The 19,968-nt window shown below is 61.8% G+C and carries 18 protein-coding genes and 2 tRNA genes; 9 read left to right on the top strand and 11 right to left on the bottom strand.

Annotated elements, in window-relative coordinates:
* Positions 1-4: 4 nt before the first annotated feature.
* The 4 genes from JQ863_RS01805 to tsaD are packed head-to-tail and all read right to left on the bottom strand — an operon-like array spanning position 5 to position 2,750.
* Entirely contained in the window at positions 5-424 is a 420-nt protein-coding gene (locus JQ863_RS01805; RefSeq protein ID WP_204112623.1) for an EVE domain-containing protein, read from the bottom strand.
* On the bottom strand, positions 424-693 hold the full coding sequence (locus tag JQ863_RS01810) for a YciI family protein (RefSeq protein ID WP_204112624.1): 270 nt from the start codon (positions 691-693) through the stop codon (positions 424-426). Before JQ863_RS01810 ends, JQ863_RS01805 begins: the two co-directional genes overlap by 1 nt.
* 3 nt (positions 694-696) lie before the next feature.
* Positions 697-1,656, bottom strand: a complete 960-nt coding sequence (locus JQ863_RS01815; RefSeq protein ID WP_204112625.1) for an NAD(P)H-dependent glycerol-3-phosphate dehydrogenase — start codon at positions 1,654-1,656, stop codon at positions 697-699.
* Positions 1,653-2,750, bottom strand: coding sequence for a tRNA (adenosine(37)-N6)-threonylcarbamoyltransferase complex transferase subunit TsaD (gene tsaD / locus JQ863_RS01820; RefSeq protein ID WP_204112626.1), 1,098 nt, complete (start codon positions 2,748-2,750; stop codon positions 1,653-1,655). Before tsaD ends, JQ863_RS01815 begins: the two co-directional genes overlap by 4 nt.
* A 72-nt stretch (positions 2,751-2,822) precedes the next feature.
* Between tsaD and JQ863_RS01825 the strand changes: the two genes are divergently transcribed.
* The 4 genes from JQ863_RS01825 (at position 2,823) to JQ863_RS01840 (ending at position 6,518) form a co-directional block, all read left to right on the top strand.
* A complete protein-coding gene (locus JQ863_RS01825) occupies positions 2,823-3,545 on the top strand; it encodes a uroporphyrinogen-III synthase (protein ID WP_204112627.1) in 723 nt (240 codons plus the stop codon).
* A 48-nt stretch (positions 3,546-3,593) separates the two neighbouring features.
* The gene (locus JQ863_RS01830; RefSeq protein WP_204112628.1) at positions 3,594-4,850 is read left to right on the top strand and encodes a COG4223 family protein; all 1,257 of its coding nucleotides are present in this window, start codon (positions 3,594-3,596) and stop codon (positions 4,848-4,850) included.
* Between the two features lie 11 nt (positions 4,851-4,861).
* Positions 4,862-6,385: a heme biosynthesis protein HemY gene (locus tag JQ863_RS01835; RefSeq protein ID WP_204112629.1), complete on the top strand. Its 1,524-nt coding sequence runs from the start codon at positions 4,862-4,864 to the stop codon at positions 6,383-6,385.
* A 57-nt stretch (positions 6,386-6,442) separates the two neighbouring features.
* A tRNA-Thr gene (locus JQ863_RS01840) sits at positions 6,443-6,518 on the top strand.
* Positions 6,519-6,542: 24 nt separating this feature from the next.
* On the opposite strand, the gene JQ863_RS01845 is transcribed toward JQ863_RS01840, so the two are convergent.
* The 3 genes from JQ863_RS01845 to JQ863_RS01855 form a co-directional block, all read right to left on the bottom strand.
* Positions 6,543-6,869 carry a hypothetical protein gene (locus JQ863_RS01845; protein WP_204112630.1) on the bottom strand — a complete coding sequence of 109 codons (327 nt, stop codon included), beginning with the start codon at positions 6,867-6,869 and terminating at the stop codon, positions 6,543-6,545.
* A gap of 40 nt (positions 6,870-6,909) precedes the next feature.
* Complete coding sequence (locus JQ863_RS01850; RefSeq protein ID WP_204112631.1) at positions 6,910-7,239, bottom strand: hypothetical protein; 330 nt, start codon at positions 7,237-7,239, stop codon at positions 6,910-6,912.
* A gap of 78 nt (positions 7,240-7,317) precedes the next feature.
* Positions 7,318-8,217, bottom strand: coding sequence for a hydrogen peroxide-inducible genes activator (locus JQ863_RS01855; protein ID WP_204112632.1), 900 nt, complete (start codon positions 8,215-8,217; stop codon positions 7,318-7,320).
* A 128-nt stretch (positions 8,218-8,345) separates the two neighbouring features.
* Between JQ863_RS01855 and katG the strand changes: the two genes are divergently transcribed.
* The 4 genes from katG (at position 8,346) to JQ863_RS01875 (ending at position 13,656) form a co-directional block, all read left to right on the top strand.
* Positions 8,346-10,547 (top strand): catalase/peroxidase HPI, encoded by a 2,202-nt coding sequence (katG, locus tag JQ863_RS01860; protein ID WP_204112633.1) that lies wholly within the window; start codon positions 8,346-8,348, stop codon positions 10,545-10,547.
* Positions 10,548-10,707: 160 nt separating this feature from the next.
* Positions 10,708-11,757, top strand: a complete 1,050-nt coding sequence (locus tag JQ863_RS01865) for a pyridoxal-phosphate dependent enzyme (RefSeq protein WP_420826206.1) — start codon at positions 10,708-10,710, stop codon at positions 11,755-11,757.
* On the top strand, positions 11,750-12,916 hold the full coding sequence (locus JQ863_RS01870; RefSeq protein WP_204112634.1) for a M24 family metallopeptidase: 1,167 nt from the start codon (positions 11,750-11,752) through the stop codon (positions 12,914-12,916). Before JQ863_RS01865 ends, JQ863_RS01870 begins: the two co-directional genes overlap by 8 nt.
* A complete protein-coding gene (locus JQ863_RS01875) occupies positions 12,913-13,656 on the top strand; it encodes a maleate cis-trans isomerase family protein (protein WP_204112635.1) in 744 nt (247 codons plus the stop codon). The genes JQ863_RS01870 and JQ863_RS01875 overlap by 4 nt, the downstream gene beginning before the upstream one ends.
* A gap of 26 nt (positions 13,657-13,682) precedes the next feature.
* Here JQ863_RS01875 and JQ863_RS01880 read toward each other — a convergent pair whose 3' ends face one another.
* On the bottom strand, positions 13,683-14,900 hold the full coding sequence (locus JQ863_RS01880) for a YcaO-like family protein (protein WP_204112636.1): 1,218 nt from the start codon (positions 14,898-14,900) through the stop codon (positions 13,683-13,685).
* 56 nt (positions 14,901-14,956) lie between these two features.
* Here JQ863_RS01880 and JQ863_RS01885 point away from each other — a divergent pair, with 56 nt between their 5' ends.
* Positions 14,957-17,452: an adenylate/guanylate cyclase domain-containing protein gene (locus tag JQ863_RS01885; RefSeq protein ID WP_204112637.1), complete on the top strand. Its 2,496-nt coding sequence runs from the start codon at positions 14,957-14,959 to the stop codon at positions 17,450-17,452.
* Between the two features lie 10 nt (positions 17,453-17,462).
* Here the strand turns inward: JQ863_RS01885 and JQ863_RS01890 are convergent, their stop codons facing one another.
* From JQ863_RS01890 to JQ863_RS01900, 3 genes are all read right to left on the bottom strand, one after another.
* Positions 17,463-18,092 carry a hypothetical protein gene (locus tag JQ863_RS01890; protein ID WP_204115180.1) on the bottom strand — a complete coding sequence of 210 codons (630 nt, stop codon included), beginning with the start codon at positions 18,090-18,092 and terminating at the stop codon, positions 17,463-17,465.
* The gene (locus JQ863_RS01895) at positions 18,028-19,623 is read right to left on the bottom strand and encodes a peroxidase family protein (protein WP_204112638.1); all 1,596 of its coding nucleotides are present in this window, start codon (positions 19,621-19,623) and stop codon (positions 18,028-18,030) included. The genes JQ863_RS01890 and JQ863_RS01895 overlap by 65 nt, the downstream gene beginning before the upstream one ends.
* A 151-nt stretch (positions 19,624-19,774) precedes the next feature.
* Positions 19,775-19,861: transfer RNA gene (locus JQ863_RS01900), tRNA-Leu, on the bottom strand.
* Between the last annotated feature and the right edge of the window lie 107 nt (positions 19,862-19,968).

Consider the following 19,968-nt stretch of genomic DNA (forward strand, 5'->3'; position numbering starts at 1 on the left):
AGGTTCAGGTATCGACGCCGCCGAGTGTGCAGATAACCTGCCATTCGCTTTCGGTAACCGGCTGAACGGACAAACGAGAGTTCTTGACCAGCACCATTTCGGCCAGCCGCGGGTCGGCCTTGATCATATCCAGCGTGACCGGATTGGGAATGGGGGCGACGGCCTTGATGTCCACGCACTCCCAGCGCTCATCATCGGTGGTTGAGTCAGGATGCGCTTCGGCGATGACCTCAACGATGCCGACCACGGCCTTTTCCTTCTGGCTGTGGTAGAAGAAACCGCGATCACCAACCGCCATGTCACGCATGAAATTGCGCGCCTGGTAATTGCGCACGCCATCCCATTCTTCGCCGGCGTCCCCCTTGGCAACCTGGTTGTCCCAGCTCCAGGTCGAGGGTTCGGATTTGAACAGCCAGTAGCGCATCAGCCTATGACCTTGTTCCACGCGATCAGCTCGACCGATGCGAATAGATCCGCTTTTTTATAGGGGTCGTTGTCAGCCCAATCCTGAGCGGCGGCCATGTCCATGTCGAGGATGATGAGAGAGCCGCACATATCGCCGTTTTCGTCCACGAACGGACCGGCCAATTCAACGGCATCGGTTGCTTTCAGATAGGCGACGTGGGCGTCGCGATTGGCCTTGCGAATGTCAAGCGCACCGGGTTTGTCTTTGGCGATCAGAGCGGTTTTCATGGGTTATTCCTCTTTCTGGGGTCGGGATAGAAGCATCTCCATCACGTCCTTGACGGTCACTTTCTGGGACAAGAGCGCAACCACTGCGGCGGTGATCGGCATGTCGATGTTCATGTTGCGCGCGCGGTCATGCACAGCGCGGGCGGTGGCGGCCCCTTCGACTGTCACGGCCGGGTCAAAGCTGTCACCTCGGCCCAGAGACTGGCCGAAGCGATAGTTTCGAGAGAGTTCCGAGGTGCAGGTCAGCGCAAGGTCGCCGAACCCCGAGAGTCCGGCCAAGGTATCCTCGCGCGCGCCAAGGCGCCGCGCCATACGCTGCATTTCGGCATAGCCGCGGGTCATCAGCGCGGCCCGGGCACTTTCGCCCAGACCCGCGCCGATCGCTGCGCCGCAGGCGATGGCCATGACGTTTTTCAACGCCCCGCCCAGTTCGGCACCAATCGTGTCGGTAGTGCGATAAATGCGCAGGTTCGGCGCTTGCAGATCGGTTTGGATGCGTCTTCCGTCTTCGTCTAGCGGTGTGGCCAGCGTCAGCGCCGTCGGCAAGCCCCGCGCAATATCGGCGGCAAAACTAGGCCCCGTCAGGATCGCCGGGGTTGCGGTCGGGGCGACCTCGCGGATGACCTCGACCGGACCAAGAAGCGTGGTCAGTTCGACCCCCTTGCAGCAGGCAATCAGGCAATGCCCATCCAGTTCGGGGTGATCGACCAATAGATCGCGCAGCATCTGCATCGGGACGGAAAGAAGGATGTTGTCGGCAAGCGCCGCGCCAAGGTCAGCGGTCACGGTCAAGCTGTCTGGAAAGGCGATACCCGGCAGGCGGGCCGCATTCTGCCTTGAGCCCTGCATCCGGTGCGCCGCACCAGCATCCCGCGCCCACAGCGTCACGGGTGTTCCCGACCGAGCCAGCGAGATTGCCAAAGCGGTGCCAAACGCGCCAGCCCCGACGACCGAAATGCTCATGCCTTGGCCCCTTTCCTACCGCCGCCCAACAAGGCCGGGGCGCTTTGATCCAAAGGCCAGCGCGGTCTTGCCACCAATGTCATATCATCCCGTCCGCCGGTCGCGAAGCGTTCCATCCCGGCATAAGCGATCATCGCAGCATTATCGGTACAAAGCGACAGCGGCGGCGCAGTGAATGCAACGTCGAGATCGGCGCAAACAGTCTCTAACCCGGCCCGAATTGCCCCATTCGCCGCGACACCTCCGGCAACTGCCAGTGTCGGACTGTCCGGGTTTATCTGCAGATAGACCCCAAGCGCACGACGAGTTTTTTCCGACAGAACATCCACCACCGCCGCCTGGAACCCGGCGCAGATATCTGCGCGGTCGGTCACATGCAGCCCGCCATGTTCGGCAACCAGTTGATCGCGAGTACGTAAAATCGCTGTTTTCAATCCTGAAAAGCTCATATCACAACCGTCCCGGTCCAACAGCGGACGTGGGAAACGGAAGCGCTTGGCATCACCTGTCCGCGCTTCGGCCTCGACTGAGGGGCCGCCCGGTTGGGGCAGTCCCAGCAGCCGCGCAGTCTTGTCAAAGGCTTCGCCCGGCGCGTCGTCGATTGTGCCGCCAAGTCGGGTGAATTCTTCGGGACCGTGGGCGATCAGGAACTGGCAATGCCCGCCCGAAACCAGCAGCATCAGATAGGGGAAGTCCACCCCATCCGTCAGGCGTGGGGTCAGCGCGTGCCCGGCTAGGTGGTTCACGCCAATCAGCGGCACCCCAAGACCCAGCGCCAGGCCCTTGGCGCACATCACACCCGAAAGGACACCGCCAATCAGCCCCGGCCCGGCCGTCACCGCGATGGCGTCGATATCGTTGAGTGACAGAGCGGCCTCGGTGAGCGCCTCTTCGACACAGGTGTCCAGCTTTTCGGCGTGTGCGCGGGCGGCGATTTCGGGGACAACGCCGCCAAACGGCGCGTGCAGTTCCGTTTGACCCGCGACAACCGAGGACAGGATCTCGGCCCGCTGACCCGGCACGCCGCGCAGGACCGCTGCGGCTGTATCGTCGCAGCTGCTTTCTAGTCCAAGGAGTGTGATCTGATCCGACATGCCCGTTTCCGTTGCGCGCGCCCTCATCGGCAGGTAACACCACAAGACGGCACAAACAATCCCGGCCACAATATGAACGCTGGACATCCCCCGATTATCCTGACCCGCCCAGAGGCGGCGGCGCGACGTTTTGCCGAGCAGTTGCAGGGCAGGGGGTATTCAGGAGAGATCATCCTGTCGCCAGTGCTGCGCATGGCGCCACTCCCGTTTGAGATGCCCCCAGACATGCGCGGCGCGATCTTTACCTCGGCCAACGGCGTGCTTCCTGCACCGCGACCGGGGATGCCCGCATGGTGCGTCGGAGATGAGACCTCCCGAGCCGCCCGCGCCGCCGGTTGGAGCGGCCTGTCCGCCGGAAAGGATGCCGAGGCGCTGGTCGCGCGGATTCTGGCCGATTGTCCCAACGGCCCCCTGTGCCATTTCCGTGGGGTTCACAGCCGGGGTCGCGTCGCACAGCGATTGACCGATGCCGGAATCGCGACCACCGAGCGCATTGTCTATGACCAGCGCCCCGAAGTGCTGACCGAACGGGCAAGACAGGTGCTTGAACAACCGGGGGCGGTCATTTTGCCGCTATTTTCCCCAAATTCCGCGAATTTCTTTGTTCATCAGGCAGGGTCCGGCGCATCATGGTTCGTGGCGGCAATGAGTCCCGCAATTGCCAATGAACTAGAAGGTTGCCGGATGAAGTGCCTTGTGGTTGCAGACGCGCCTAATGCGCAATCCATGCTGGACCAGGTGTTTTTTCTTGCCGACGCAGCGTGCCGCATTGAGGGCGGGGCGTCAGACACTTAGATTAAGGGAAAGACGTTTCGACACGCGGATTCGAAAGGATGATTTCAGGTGAGTAAACCCGGTAAATCCGACAAGACGGAAACTGACCAGACCAAAGGCGCCACAAAGTCAGACGACGTGATCGAGGACGCCGAAATCATCGAGGATGAGCCGGTCAAGTCAATGGACGAACCGACGGAAGCCACCCAAGACATCGACGGGCAGGTGCAGGGCGAAGGCGCGGACGACCAGCCGGCGCAAGCTGCCGACGTCACCGAGGAAGAAACGCCCGACATCGCTGCGCAGGGCGAGTCTGAAAAAACCGAGGAAGAGGCGTCGGCCGCCCCGTCGGTGACAAAAGACCCAAGGCCGCAGCAATCGTCACTTCCCATGGTGCTGGGCGGGGTTGTCGCTGCCGCGATTGGGTTCGGAGCGGCGCAGTTGGCCGGGCCAATATTCGGAGGTGGAAACGACGATGCTCTGACCGCGCTTCACGCCCGGATGGACGATCACGCCACGCGGCTGAAACAGACCAGCAGCGCGGTGGAAGCCGTCACCAACACAGCCAACAGTGCTGCCGAGACCGCGTCGGGCATCGCCGGGCTGCGGTCGCGTGTCAATGACCTAGACGCTCAGGTCGCGGCTCTGGACGAGCAGGTCTCGGGATTTGAGGGGCGCATCGCCGCGCTTGAGAAACGCCCCATGACCGAGGCCCTGTCTGCCGAGGCCATTGCCGCCTACGAACGTGAGGTCGAGGCGCTGAAAGCAACAGTTGCCGAACAGCTTGAGGCCGCGCGGAACCTGAAGGAAAACTCGGATCTGACAGCGCAAGAGGCGCTGGCGCGTGCTGCGGTATCGCGGTTGATTTCGGCAGTGGACAGTGGCGCGCCATTCCGTGCTGCGCTGAACGATCTTGTTGCGGCAACCGGGATTGAGGTGCCGGGCGCACTGGCATCGCAGGCCGATGATGGAGTGCCGACGCTGGCGGTGCTGCAGGATGCCTTCCCCGATCATGCCCGTGCCGCCCTTGCCGAAGCTCGCCGCACCAACCCGGATGCCGATAGTGGCAGCAGGCTGGGCAATTACCTGCGTTCGCAATTGGGCGCGCGCTCGGTTGAGCCGAAGGATGGTGACGATGCCGATGCCGTCCTTTCACGAGCCGAAGCCGCGCTGAAATCGGGCCGTGTGTCCGAGGCGCTGGCCGAGATCGACACCCTGCCCGATAGCGCGAAGGCGGTCATGGCACCCTGGGTTGCGCAGGCCGAGATGCGCCGTGCGGCAACCGACGCCGTGGACATGTTGTCCGACGGTCTGAACAATAACTGAGGGTTGGCAACATGCTGTGGTCGCTTGCAAAAATAGTTCTGTTTATCGCCGCCATCGCCGGTCTGACCCTGGGTGCAGGATATTTGATGGAAAGCGACGGCGGGGTGATGATCACCTTTGCCGGCGTGGAATACACGCTCAGCCCGCTGCAGACGGCGATTGGTCTGATCGTACTGGTCGCGGCCGTGTGGCTGTTCCTGAAGCTGTTGTCGCTGACCGTTGCAGTGCTGAAATTCCTCAATGGCGATGAGACCGCGATCAGCCGCTATTTCGACCGTAACCGCGAACAAAAAGGGTTTCAGGCCCTGAGCGAAGGCCTGATGGCTTTGGCGTCGGGCGAGGGTCGTGTCGCTATGGACAAGGCGCGCAAGGCCGAGAAGTTCCTGGGCAAGCCAGAGCTGACCAACCTGATCACTGCGCAGGCGGCCGAAATGTCAGGTGACACGCGCAAGGCTGAAGAAGTTTACAAACGGCTTCTCGCAGACGACACGACACGGTTCGTCGGCGTGCGCGGGCTGATGAAACAGAAGCTGGCCGAAGGCAAAACGGATGTGGCGTTGAAACTGGCGGAACGGGCTTTTGCTCTGAAACCACGTCACCAGGAAACACAGGATCTTCTTTTGAAGCTTCAGGCGGAAACCGGTGACTGGTCCGGGGCGCGTCAGACATTGTCGACCAAGCTGAAGACGGGCACTCTTCCACGAGACGTCTATCGCCGCCGCGACGCGGTGCTGGCGCTGTCCGAAGCGCAGGACGTGCTGGATGAAGACAAGTCGATCGAGGCCCGCGAAGCCGCGATCGAGGCCAATCGCCTGTCCCCCGATCTGATCCCGGCCGCGATCCTCGCGGCGCGCGGCTATATGGACAAGGGCAAGGCCCGCAACGCCGCCCGGATCCTGCGCAAGGCGTGGGACGCCCATCCCCATCCAGATCTTGCCGCCGCCTTCGCCGAGATCGCGCCGGATGAAAGTGCTGAAGCGCGGATCAAGCGGTTCGGCACACTGGTCAAGGCAACACCGGACCACCCCGAGACCCGGATGCTGATGGCCGAACTGAACATCGCGGCCGAGAACTTCCCCGAGGCGCGTCGCGCTTTGGGTGACCTTTGGGACACCAATCCAACCCAACGCGCCCTGACGATCATGGCTGCGATTGAACGTGGCGAAGGGGCGTCGGATGCGGTGGTCAAGGGCTGGTTGGCCAAGGCCCTGACCGCACCGCGTGGACCGCAATGGGTTTGTGACAACTGCCATAACATCCATTCCGAATGGCAACCGGTCTGCGACAATTGCAAAAGCTTCGACACTCTCAGCTGGACCGCTCCACCCGAGGGTGAGGTTCTCAGGAACGCAGGTGCTGGCATGCTGCCCCTGATCGTTGGCGCGCTGGAAGATCAAAGCGACGAGGTCGACGAGGCGGAAGACGTTACAGAGGAGGAGTCCGTGGACTCATCCCCCGTGATCCTGGATGCCGAGGTCGAAGAGAATGACGGCGACCACGAAGATCCCGGTGCCACGGCCCGTTTGACGCCATAGGCGGGGTCAAATTACCTCTTTCGCTGGACAAAAGGTGGTGATAAATCCCCGCCCAGTGCCGCTGTAGCTCAGCTGGTAGAGCAACGCATTCGTAATGCGTGGGTCGTAGGTTCGAGTCCTATCAGCGGCACCATCCTTCCAACACCCCGAAGATCCGTCAGTCAATCGTATAGGACGGGGACAGGGCGGCGGTGCGGTGCAGGGTCTTGAACTCGGACGGGGTCATATATCCGTCAGACACGTCGACACTGGCCGGAATGGGGGCACCTTCCTTGCCGCGCAGCGTTACGAAATTGCGGCGGCTGTCATAGTAGAAGCATAGATTCTGAAAGCAGTTTTTGCCGTGTACCAGCGCGATTTCCGGGCCCGACGCGCCCGGGCGGGTCGGATTATCCGGGACGGGTTCGCAGGCGGTCAGAACCAGCCCGGCCAGCAAAACCAGTGACGGGGCTTGAATGCGGCGTCGGAAAAGAGCGGTCGGCATAGGGCACCTGTTCCAAAATAGGTAGCAACCGGAATTCGGATCAGTCGCGTGTGATGGTTGGCGCCAGAGCCGCTGTTTGGTGCAGGGTCCTGAATTCCGACGGCGTCATATAGCCATCCGAAATATCCACCCGGCCCGGCACTGGCGCGCCTTCCTTGCCGGGGATCGACACCCGATTGCGGCGGCTGTCGTAGTAGAAACACAGGTTCTGATAGCAGTTCTTGCCGGGAACCAGCGCAATCTCGGCCCCGGCACTGCCCTCGCGGGTGGGGTTGTCGGGGATCGGCGCACAGGCGGTCAACGCCAGCGCGGTGCCAAGCATCATGGCGGCGGGTCGATATGGGCGTCGGTTAAGAATGGCGTTTTGCATGGGTCACCTTTTTGAAATCGTCGCTCTGAATTTAGGACGCCGATGCACGAATGACAGATGCGTGGCAAAAAACCGCCGCTAGGGGGTCTGTCCAAGGCCAGCCCCAGCCAGTGTATCGGCAAGATCAGTCAGCTGCGCGGCCAGCGGGCTGGCCTTGCGCCAGACCACGCCAACGGTGCGCGTGGGCTGACTTCCGGAAAAGGACGACACCGCAACTCTTGCCGAGCGTGTCTCAACCCGTCGCGCCATTTCCGGGATAAGCGTCACGCCAATCCCCGCGCCCACCATCTGGACCAAGGTCGACAGCGAAGTGGCATCCAATGACTCGCGCGGTTCGGACGGGCGGATCGCACAGAATGACAACGCCTGGTCACGGAAACAGTGGCCTTCCTCCAACAGCAGCAACTTCATCTCGCGTAAGCCTTCCGCATCAGGGGCCGGGGCTTCGGCGTCCGCCTCGGGGCGCACGAGCAGGAAGTTCTCTTCGAACAGCGGGCGTTCTTCGAGCCAGGGTTCGGACAGGGGCAGGGCGACGATGGCCAGATCCAGCTTGCCATCCGCCAGTTCCTGAACAAGCCGATCAGTCAGGGTTTCGCGCACGTGGACATCCAGGTCCGGTGCGCTGTTGGTCAACGCCGTGACGATGCGCGGCAGAAGATAGGGCGCGATGGTTGGGATGATGCCCAGTCGCAACCGCCCGGTCAGCCGCCCCTTCGCGATCCGGGCAAGGTCGGCCATTTCGTCGGCCGATTTCAGCAACTCGCGGGCGCGGGCGACAAAACGTTCGCCAAGCGCCGTAAGCGTCACCTGCCGGGCGCTGCGTTCGAACAAGGCGGCGCCCAGGGATTCTTCCAGTTCCTTGATTTGCATCGACAGGGCGGGCTGCGAAATGGCGCAGGCCTCGGCCGCGCGCCCGAAATGCCCGATCCGCGCTAGCGCATCGACATAGCGCAATTGTTTCAGGGTAAAATGGATCATAAGCCCTGATTATCGTTTGCATCAGAAAATGCAAATTCAAATTATTCTAAATCGGCTTATCTTGAGGTGGAACCAAAGGGATCGCTACGATTCCCCCGCCAGATTATTTCCAAGGAAGGAGCCCTCACATGGACGGACAAGACATCGGCAAATGCCCCGTTGCGCATGGAGCAACCAATGTCAGCATGCGTGCCAACAGCGATTGGTGGCCGAACCAGCTGAACCTGAAAATCCTGCATCAGAACAGTGCCAAGTCCAACCCGATGGGCGTCGACTTTGATTATGTCGAGGCGTTCAAGTCGATCGACTATGATGCGCTGAAAAAGGACCTGACGGCGCTGATGACCGACAGCCAGGATTGGTGGCCCGCCGACTATGGTCACTATGGTGGTTTGTTCATCCGTATGGCGTGGCACTCAGCCGGGACCTATCGCACCGCCGACGGGCGCGGTGGTGGCGGCACTGGTCAGCAGCGTTTCGCGCCGCTGAACTCGTGGCCTGACAACGGCAACCTTGACAAGGCACGCCGCCTGCTTTGGCCGATCAAGCAGAAATACGGCAACAAGATTTCGTGGGCCGATCTGATGATCCTGGCCGGCAACGTTGCGATTGAATCTATGGGTGGCCGGACCTTTGGCTTTGCCGGTGGCCGCGCGGATGTGTGGGAACCCGAGGAAGACGTCTACTGGGGCGCCGAGACCGAATGGCTTGAGGCCAGCGGCGGCGAGAACAGCCGTTATTCGGGTGAGCGCGACCTGGAAAACCCTCTGGCCGCCGTGCAGATGGGCCTGATTTATGTGAACCCGGAAGGCCCGGATGGGCAACCTGACGTTCTGGCATCGGGGCGCGATATCCGCGAAACCTTTGGCCGCATGGCGATGAATGACGAGGAAACCGTCGCTCTGGTTGCCGGCGGGCACACGTTCGGCAAGGCGCACGGAGCGGGCGATCCGGCACTGGTCGGCCCCGAACCGGAAGCCGCCCCGATCGAGGCGATGGGCTTTGGCTGGATCAACGGCCATGGCACCGGAAAGGGCGACGACACCACCACGTCTGGGATCGAGGGCGCATGGACCGCGAACCCGACTCAGTGGGACAATGGCTATTTCGATCTGCTGTTTGGCTATGACTGGAACCTGACCAAAAGCCCGGCAGGGGCGTGGATCTGGGAACCGGTCGGTGTCAAGGAAGAGGACATGGCACCGCAGGCCCATGACCCGTCGAAGAAGGTCAAGACCATGATGACCACGGCGGATATGGCGATGCGGATGGACCCGATCTATGGTCCGATCTCGCGCCGGTTCCATGAAAACCCGGAAGAGTTCCAAGAGGCGTTTGCCCGTGCGTGGTTCAAGCTGACCCACCGCGATATGGGGCCGAAAGCCCGCTATGTCGGACCCGAAGTTCCGGCCGAAGACCTGATCTGGCAGGACCCGATCCCCGCGCTGGATCATCCGGTTGTGGATGCAGACGATATTGCCGCACTGAAGTCAGAGCTGCTGAACAGCGGTCTTTCGGTTCAGGACCTGGTGAAGACTGCCTGGGCCTCGGCTTCGACCTTCCGGGGCTCGGACATGCGCGGTGGTGCCAATGGCGCGCGCATCCGTCTTGCCCCGCAAAGCGGTTGGGCTGTGAACGAACCCGAGAACCTGGCCCGCGTGCTGGGCGTACTGCAAGGCATTGCCGACAAGTTCAACGGCGCGGCGTCCGGCGGCAAGAAGATCTCGCTTGCCGATCTGATCGTTCTGGGCGGCAGCGCCGGGATCGAAGCTGCGGCTAAAGCCGGTTGCCACGACATTGAGGTGCCGTTTACGCCGGGCCGCATGGATGCCAGCGCCGAGCAGACGGATGCCGAGTCTTTCGATCCTCTGGAACCCCAGGCCGATGGATTCCGCAACTATCAGCGCACGGCCTTCACGATCTCACCAGAGGAGCTGCTGGTGGACCGTGCCCAGCTTCTGGGTCTGACCGCGCCCGAGATGACGGTTCTGGTCGGTGGTCTGCGCGTCCTGGGTGCCAACCATAATGGCGCGGCCCATGGCGTCTTCACTGAAAAGGTTGGCGCGCTGTCGAACGACTTTTTCGTCAACCTCCTCGATATGGGGGTCGAATGGAAAGACGCCGGGGATGGGGTCTATGAAGGGCGCGACCGGGCGTCGGGCAAGGTCAAGTGGACCGGCACGCGGGTTGACCTTGTCTTTGGCTCGAACTCGCAGTTGCGCGCGCTTTCCGAGGTCTATGGCCAGGCAGATGGCGCCGACAAGATGGTCACTGACTTCGTCGCGGCCTGGGTCAAGGTGATGAACGCAGATCGGTTCGACCTGGCCTGATTGCATGAGGGAAAATGATGGAACGGCCCGGACTTTCCGGGCCGTTTTCTTTTTTGGGCGTCTGCCCCCGGGTTCCGCCATGGCGTGACATTGTCGATTTTCCGTGATCCGTCAGGCATTTGGTTGATAGGTTGGCCATACCCCAACCGGAGCTGCCGCCGTGACTGACATTCTGACCAACCCTTTCCGGGGTGCCGGGCTGCCTGACCTGACCCATTCGCCCCGAAATGATGCAAGCGCGGTGTCGCGGCTTCTGGAGCTGTGTCCTGCTCACCGACCGACCCCGTTGACCGATGCGTCGGAACTTGCGGCAGATCTAGGTGTCGCCGAGTTGTGGATTAAGGACGAGCGCGGCCGTATGGGGCTGGGATCTTTCAAGGCGCTGGGCGCGGCATTTGCCATCGCGCGGGATGCGGCCAAGGTGATGCAGGGGCAGGACTGGGCAACTGCATTGTCCGGCCGCACCTATGTTACTGCCAGTGCCGGAAACCACGGCCTGTCGGTTGCCGCTGGCGCTGGTGTGTTCGGGGCGCGTGCAATCATCTACCTCTCCGAGGCCGTCCCCGAGGCGTTTGCAGACCGCCTGCGCACCAAAGGAGCAGAGGTTATCCGCGACGGTGCCACCTATGAGGACAGCATGGCTGCTGCTGAAAAGGGTGCGAAGGCGGCTGGTTTCACTCTTTTGTCCGACAGTTCATGGCCCGACTACACCGAGATGCCGATGGCGGTGATGGAGGGCTATTTGCAAATGGCGGCAGAGGTCGCCGACCAGATCGAAAAGCCGCCTACACACATATTTCTGCAAGCAGGTGTTGGCGGGTTGGCCGGTGCGGTGGCTGCCTTTGCGCGCGCCACATGGGGAGATATGCCGCAGATCATCGTTGTCGAACCCGAGGTGGCACCCGCGCTGATCGAAAGCATCCGAGCGGGCCGTGTTGTGGATACCAATGGCCCGGTTTCCGCCATGGGGCGGCTTGATTGCAAGACGCCTTCGATGATTGCGCTGGGGGGGCTGGCGCGCGATGCCGATACCTTTGTCACCATATCCGAGACCGAGGCTGAGGTGGCGGCTGACCTTCTGGCGCGGCATTGTTTCGACACCACCCCGTCGGGCTGTGCAGGATTTGCCGCATTGTTGGCGGGACGTCCGAATCCCGGCGAGGGAGCCCGCGTTCTGGTGATCCTCAGCGAGGGGCCAGAAGATGCCTGAGCAGTCTCTGATCTTTCCGGCGGATGAGTTCCGCAACCGGCTCAGAAGGTTTCAATCCGTTATGGCGACACAGGGCGTCGCAGCGTTGTTGCTGACCGGCGCTGCGGACATCTTCTATGTCACAGGATTCCTGACGCGGTTCTGGGAAAGCCCGGCGCGGCCATGGTTCGTGATCGTGCCTGCCAGCGGCCAGCCCGTCGCCGTGATCCCGTCGATCGGGGCCGAGTTGATGGGGCGCACATGGATCACCGATATCCGCACATGGGACGCGCCGGACCCCGAGGATGATGGTGTCAGACTGTTGACTGACACGTTGCGCGACCTTGCGGGCGACGACGGGGCGATTGGCCTTCCGATGGGTCTGGAGACCCATCTGCGCATGCCGCTGGGCGATTTTTCCGAACTGACACGCCGTCTGGGTGTGGCCCGGTTCGTGGATGCCACCGACATCGTCCATCGTGTGCGCGAGGTCAAATCCGAGGCCGAGATCGACCGCATCCGCACAATCTGCGCTATAGCCGACCGCGCCTTTGCCCGCGTGCCAGAGATCGCTGCGCCAGAAGAACCGCTGAACCGGGTTTTCCGCGAATTCCAGATGCTTCTGCTGCAGGAGGGTGCGGATTGGGTGTCTTACCTGGCAGGGGCGGCGGGGCCCGGGGGGTATGGCGACGTGATCTCACCCGCCGATGGGCGGCCATTGCAGGCCGGGGACGTGCTGATGCTGGATACTGGCGCGGTGCGCGACGGGTATTTTTGCGATTTCGACCGCAATTTCGCGATAGGACCGGCGAATGATGCTGCCAAGCGTGCGCATGCCGCGCTGTTTGCAGCCACTGAAACTGCGTTGGCGCAGCTGCGGCCGGGGATGCTGGCCAGTGATCTTCATCGCATCCTGACGGGTGCAATCCGGGCACAGGGCGCAACGCCGGGCGGGGGCCGGCTGGGGCATGGGCTGGGGGTGACGTTGACGGAATGGCCCTCGGTCACGGCGAAGGATCACACGGTCTTGCGGGAGGGCATGGTGCTGACGTTGGAACCCGGTGTGGTGATTACGCCGGGGCGGTTCATGGTGCATGAGGAAAACATTGTTCTGCGAGAAGATGGGCCCGAGCTTTTGTCGGCCCGTACCCCGCCTGACCTGCCGGTGATCCCGGTATGACCGGCCTTCCCTATCGACTGACCACTTCCATAGGCAGCACCGCCACGCTGGGATTGATCGTGTTGCAGGCGGATGAGACGATCGAACAGGACTTCCGCCAGATCTTTCGCAGCCCGGATATCGCCCTGCATGTCAGCCGTATTCCTTCGGGTGCAGAACTGACGCCCGACACAATCGCCCAGATGGAGGTCGACCTGCCCACCGCGGCATCTCTGTTTCCCGCAGCGGCGCAGTTCGATGCGATTGGCTATGCCTGCACCTCGGGGACCACGCTGATCGGGGCTGACCGGGTTGCACAACTTGTGGCGGATCGGGTCGCAGCGGCGATGGTCACCAATCCGTTGACCGCGGCAATCGCCGCTTTTCGGGCGTTGCAGGTGCAGCGTATCGGTATCGTTTCGCCCTATGTCGCCACGGTCGCGGGGCCAGTGCGCGATGCGTTTCTGTCCGCAGGGTTCGTTGTGTCGCATACGTTGTCCTTCGGAGAACGGATCGAGGCCAGGGTAGCCCGGATCGACCCAGCTTCGATCCGTCAGGCTGCGCATGAAATCGGGCGGCACAGGGATGTCGATGCGGTATTCCTGTCCTGCACCAACCTGCGCACGCTGGGCATCATCGACAACCTGGAACAGACGTTGGGAAAGCCAGTTGTCAGCAGCAATCAAGCGCTGGCATGGCACATGGCTGGGGCCGGGCGGGATCGCACCGGGATCAAGGGGCCGGGGATGTTGTTTCGGTGAGTCCGGTCATGTGATCGGATGCCCTGTCACACCGCCAGAGGGCGCGGGTTGGCGACATTTCCGGCCGCGTTCTTGGGCATACGCGCCGCGCCAAAACGCGGCTTTGCAGGACACAGTTCAGGGACCAGGACGCGACAGGCGGGAATCTGAAACGCCGGTCTGGTCAGGTCGACAAACAACGGGGTCAGCCCCGATAGTGACAGTCTTTCAATCAGCTTGGTCAGCGCGGTTTCGGACACTGGGTCAGGCTGCGGTGGCAAAGTGGGTTCCGACCCCGACACCGGCGGCATGTCGCGGGCACTGACATGAGCGATCCAGTCCAATGTCAGCGGTTCGCCGGCCCGTTCACGCTGAGCGATCCCAAGTTCTGTTTGCAGCATCTCGACACAAGCGCAAAGGGCGGCGTCGCGTGGGTTGAAACGACTGGCGGCGCCCAGTGCAACCCGCCCGCCGTCCCGTCCCCACGACAGAGCGACAACCGTATGCGGTCCAAACTCGGATCCAAGCCACAGACACCGAGTGCGCCGAGGACGGTCTGACAGGTATTTGCGCAAGTCCACGTGGTCGGCGATGATCGTGTCAGGCAAGGGCGCGGCGGGAACATGTCCGTGCCACCACCGCGCCGTCGCATCCCGTTCGATGACCTCACACAAGGCATGCAACCTAGCTTGGGCCATGTTTGGCGCCGAGGCGCAACCGGATGTGTCTGCACGGGCCAAGGCAGTGTCTGGGTGGTCCTCCCACCGCCCGACAAAGACGACATCCGCCGGAACCCAGATCGCGTCGCCCGTCACGGCATGCGATCCGGCAACCCAGTCCACCGGGCGGTCCTGCGCGACAGGGGGTGGAAACCAATCGACCTGACCAAAAAGCGAATTGTTCCAGCGATCACGATGCGCAACCTGTTCCACGGACAGGGCTGACAACTGTGACGGGTCCAGCGCGTTTCGTCCGATTTCATTCGGGCGGGCGGAGACCAGTGGTTCGTTGCCCCAGGCACAGGCGCTGGCAAGTTCCACCGCTTCGCCAAGCGCGCTGACACGGCATTGATCCCAGCCAAGCCCGCGCCCCGCCGCCGCGCGCCCGGTTTCGGGCAGGGCCGTGCGCGGAAAATCGGGCCAGGTCGCAAGGGCCCGCTCGTTTGGCAGGCAAAAGCAGAACCGCGCTGGACCAACCGCGCTGTCGTCGGGCGGCGATACGAAATCAAAGCATCGCGAAATCCTGTCGGCAGCGTCGCGTGTCAATAAACCGGTCCCGTGTTAGAATGTTGACAAGATTCGAAAAAACGGCCTTTTCCAGAATGACGATTGCCACATCACGAAGCAACAACTCTGAGCCGGCGCGGGCGCTGGCTGCGGTGTTGTTCGCTGACCTGGTGTCCTTCACCCGACATGTCAGCCGCTCGGAGCAGGAAACGCTGGACTATGTCGAAAGCTGCATGTCCGTTTTCGAGTCCCAGAGCCACCCCTTCAGGGGCGAATTCATCAAGTCCATGGGGGACGGCGTGATGCTTGTCTTTGGATCGGCGCGGGATGCGATTGGATATGCCGAAACAATATTGGACCAGTTTGAACGCACCCGTCCTGATGGGGCGGATTACGCGTTTCGGTTCGGCATCCATCTGGGTGATGTCCGTCGCAGCAATGGCGATGCCTTTGGACATACCGTAAACGTTGCCGCTCGCTTGGAGAACGAGGCCCCGCCCGGTGGCATCTGTGTTTCTGAGGCCGTCGTTTCCGCGGTGGGAACGTCTGGTGACTGGCGGTTCACCGCCCGCGGGGTGCGAAAACTTCGGAACCTGCCCGAACCTATGGCGCTTTATACGCTGGTGCGTGGCGGTGTGCCGTCGGGCACGCGCACTGCGCCAGCGATCAGGATTTCGTTGCTGGGTGGCCTGGCGCTTAGCATCAACGGACATCCCGTCACCCTCCCGGTTGACCACAATCTGCATATGGCTCTGTGTTACCTGGCGATGTCTCCGACGTGGTCCGCGGCGTTGGACAAACTGTCGGCCTTTGCCGAAACGCCGCCCGGCACACCACGGACCGGGGCGTCGCGGAAACGGGCCATGACGCAGGCGCTGAACGCGCTTGGCCGGGTTCTGGGCGCCGGGTTGATTGTTGATGACGGGTATGTGCGGCTGGATGGGGCGCTGGTGGGTGTGGACCTGACCGACCTTGAGTCCAGCCTGCGCAACGGGGTGGTTGATCCGATCCTTCTGGAAGATCACGGTTGGACCGAAAGCGTCGCGCTGGGGGCTGGCGGGGGGCGGACCTTCTCCAATTGGCTGGCGGTTGCGCGTACTGATTGGCATGATCGGATTGCCCGCGAACTTGAGAGGCAACTGGCCGGCGCCGAGGCCGCTGGCAACCCTCTGGCCGGCGAATTGAGCGAAGCGCTTTTGATTGCCGAACCGGGTCACGAACAGGCCGCGCGCAGCAGGATGCAGTTCCTGCACAAGTCGGGAAATCCCGCGGGCGCTGTCCGGGTTTATGAAAATCTGGCGGATATAATGCGGTCGCGATACGGCATAGAGCCCAAACCCGAGACCCGTCTGATCGCTCTGGGTGGCGGCACGACCCCGGCCCGCGTCCGGTCGCCGGGCGGTAAACCGTTGCGGTTGCAGTTGGCGTATTTCACCGCCTCCACGCCGTCGGCCGAAGCCCCGCTGGAAGATTTCCGCACGGCCCTAATGAGCGGTCTTGCCTGTTTCCGAGGGTGGGCCGTGGTTGAGATCCCGCAGAATACCGATACGGTTCCGGGGTCCGATTACACCCTGTCCGCTGCAGCCAGTGTGGCGGACTCGGGGGGTGGCTTCGATCTGACATTGACTCTTGGCAATGCCCAGGACGGCGCGATGCTGTGGTCGGAGCGGTTTTCGATCGATGGCGACAATATGTCGGATTCAATCCGGCGCGCGGTAGGTCGGATCGCCGCCACTCTTGAGGTCTATATCGCGACGGATCGCGTGGGGCGGTCTTTCGGGACCGGACCATCTGATGGGAAGATTGTCGACGTCTGGCTCAAAGGTGAACGGCTGATTGCGCGCTGGACGCCGGAAAGCCACGACGAAGCGCGCGAGATTTTTGAAGACATCATCCAGCGCGCGCCGCGCTTTGCCCCGGCCTATGCCAGCCTTGCCAGTATTTACAACGGGTGGCACATCCTGCACCCGGGCGCGCCGCGCGACCGGGATCTTTCCCGCCGCGCGCATGATTTGGCCGAAACCGCAGTCGAGCTTGATCCGCTTGATGCTCGCAACCGGCTGGCGGCGGCTTGGGCGGCAGCGATGGATCAGGCCTTTGACGTGGCCTTCATGAACATGGACATCGCTGAACGACTGAATCCGCATAGCCCCAGATGTTTGATCTCATGCGCAATGGGATTCAGTTTTCTGGGCGAACATGGGCGCGCAATTGCCGCGCTTGCCCGCAGCCTGGAAGTGTCCCCGGTCCTTCTGGACTATCAATGGTGCTATGCCGCCACGGTGCATTACCTTGCGGGTGAACCCGAAGCCGCGCTTGAGGCGGCCTTGAAATCCGGCGACCGCATTTTCGACAACCTCGGTTGGACTGCGGCGGCGTTCGCCCGGTTGGGTCGCGTTGGCGAGGCGTCGTCGGCCTGCACAGACCTGATCCGTCGAATGGAACCGATCTGGCGTGGCGAAACACCTCTGGGTCCAAGGGCCGTGGTCGAGTGGTTCGGTCACGCTTACCCGATCCGACGTGACGAGGACCGCGAGGCGCTGACCCTTGCGCTGAACGACGCAATGCGCGGGCTGAACATGCCTGGTTGATTCTGCGCAGTCAGATGCAGCGCCGGTATGAGATTGAGGCGAACATGTACTTGCGCGCGGCATCCTGCGTGGTCAGGGTGGCCGGATCACCGCCGCCGACGGTCACGATGTCATCAATGTTACGTGCCAGATATCCGGTGCCGCCGATTTCCGATTTCCGGTCGTGCGGGAAGGACACATTCATCTGGTAGGTGGCATCTGCATCGGGATCATAGTCGTCCTCGACCGGCCTCAGGATGACACGTTTCGTGACATTTGGTGCTTCGACGCGGAACAGAATACCGGTGGCTTTCTTATTCAGTCCTCTGAACTTCAGCTCTTTTTCAACCTTGGTGGTGCCGCCGGCGCCATCGTCTTCCGTTGCCTCAAAAAATACCGAATATGCGTTGTTGTTTGCGATTTCGTTGAAGGTCATGAACAAAACGGTCAGCGGTGTCAGCTTGCTTTTTGCGTAATGCCTGTCGAAGACCTCTCCGAAATATACCATGCCTTCTTGCAGCGGCGTCAGACCAATGGCCGGGGCCGGGCGTTTCACGATAATTGATGGCATTTTGATCCTCCCTTTATGGTTATCGTCACGGTGAAAAGGCGCGTTCGACAAATTTATCGAAACCATAGTTGCCCTGAACCGGGGTGCCATTGAGGTCGAGGGCCTGGAATGTGTTGCCGGGTGAAAGGATGCCCTGCGGGTCGGCTTCGATCGCAGCAATCAAGGTTTCGGCAACGATCCTTCCAGCCAATGGCCCCAGTTGCTCTCCATCTGACGCGGCCTGGGACTCGAGCAGCGTATAAAGCCAGAGAGGGGTGTTTTCGGCCAAGCCGTTTTCAAGCAGGGTGCGCAGCGCCGGTGTCGTGAAACGGGCCGCCTTGTCAAGGGTGGCCGCGTCTTGCAGGTCAATATGCGCAAGCGGGACCAGAGGGTGATTTGCCTTGATCCATGCGATCAGCACCTGCGCTGAAGGCAGGTGCAGACGTTTGCCGCGAATCAGGGTTTCAGCCGCCAGGTTGATCCGGCCGCCGTCCGGCGCTTGGGCATCATTGACGATAGCGCTCTTGATTTCGCCGTGGTTGTTGGCGATCCGGGCCGCAATCCGGCGTGTGCGCAGGGTTGCCGTCGCCCCGATCATCTTGGGCCAGACCATCTGCCAGTCCGACGGAAGAACCTTGGGATCCCCGGCAGCGGTGTTCGCAAACAGGCCGCCCGCATGAGTGAAATCGATCAGGTCGCCGGGTGTCACCGATTGCGGCGCAAATCCGTGAAAGTAATTGTCGCGCACCTGCGCATGGCCGAAGCGGAAACAGGCCAACGCAAATTCCATCGGGATCAGGAACGGCGCTGATTGCTGCAACAGTCGTGGCCCGGCCAACACCGCGTTAACCTCGGCCTGCCCAACGATCCGCGGCAGGTAGTCCTGCATTACGGCCGTCTGGAAGTAATTGATCGTCGCGCGGCGGGCGGTGGCCTCGGTTTGCCCCGGCTGTGCGCGTTCACGCAGAAAAAACCGCGCCACCATATTGTGCACCTGCGCCACCGCCAGGTTCGCGTCGTTGCGCCTGTCCTTGATTTCGGGCGCGCCAGCGGCGTCGCGGGCAATGTCGCGCAGGTCGTTCTGGGGCGTGGTCGGTCCGACAAAGGACTGGGCAAAGTCGATGTCCGTTCCGAAAACGCTGCTCAGGTCCAGGCTTGCGGTCTGCAGGTTGGTAGTGCCCGCGGTTTCAACGACCATGTCCGAAAGATCATGTGCGATGAACTGGCCAAAATAGGTATAGGCGGCCGGACACTGGCTGTTGCCCGGGCTGGGATCCCCCGCGCTGCAAGGTTTGGTCAGGTTTTGCCCGATTTCGACAAGCTCGGCGGTGTCGATCGCGTTCAAGCTGAGGGTCGGGCTGTTGGGGTAGTCGCCCCAGATCGGGTCATAGGCATCAATCTGTACCGCCGATGACCCATTTGCCAATGTGCGTGACGGGGCGCCGCGCAGGATACGTTGAAAGACCGCTTCCTGATTGGCGTCAAGCTTGAGAGGACCCTGCGCAAAACCGGGTTCCGAGAGAAAGCGAAACGAATCTTGCTGCGCCGTTCCGGGTTGCCTGAGCAGGATTACATCGCGCTTGTCGACGGTAACATCACGACCTGCAATCAGGCGGAACGACCCGCCGTGATAATGGCCCATTGGTATCTCCGCAAATGGCGGATTCACAAATCAATCAAGGAATTCATACCACATTTCGGAACATCGGCCAAACACACACAGATTGGACAACTGCCAATACAGCGTGCTCGGCATCCGGTTGAGAAGCGATGACGACATGTAGCGAGGGAAATGGTGCCCAGAAGAGGACTCGAACCTCCACGTCCATACGGACACTAGCACCTGAAGCTAGCGCGTCTACCAATTCCGCCATCTGGGCACGGGTTGGTGAGGCAGGCATTTAGACTTGGGTCGAGGCGGTGTCAACGGCGATTCTGCACTTTTTTGGTTCCAAGGCGTGCGCTGCGTCCGGTGACCGCTTGCAAA

Origin of the sequence: Shimia biformata (assembly GCF_016888515.1) — a bacterium.
GTDB classification, from domain to species: domain Bacteria; phylum Pseudomonadota; class Alphaproteobacteria; order Rhodobacterales; family Rhodobacteraceae; genus Shimia_A; species Shimia_A biformata.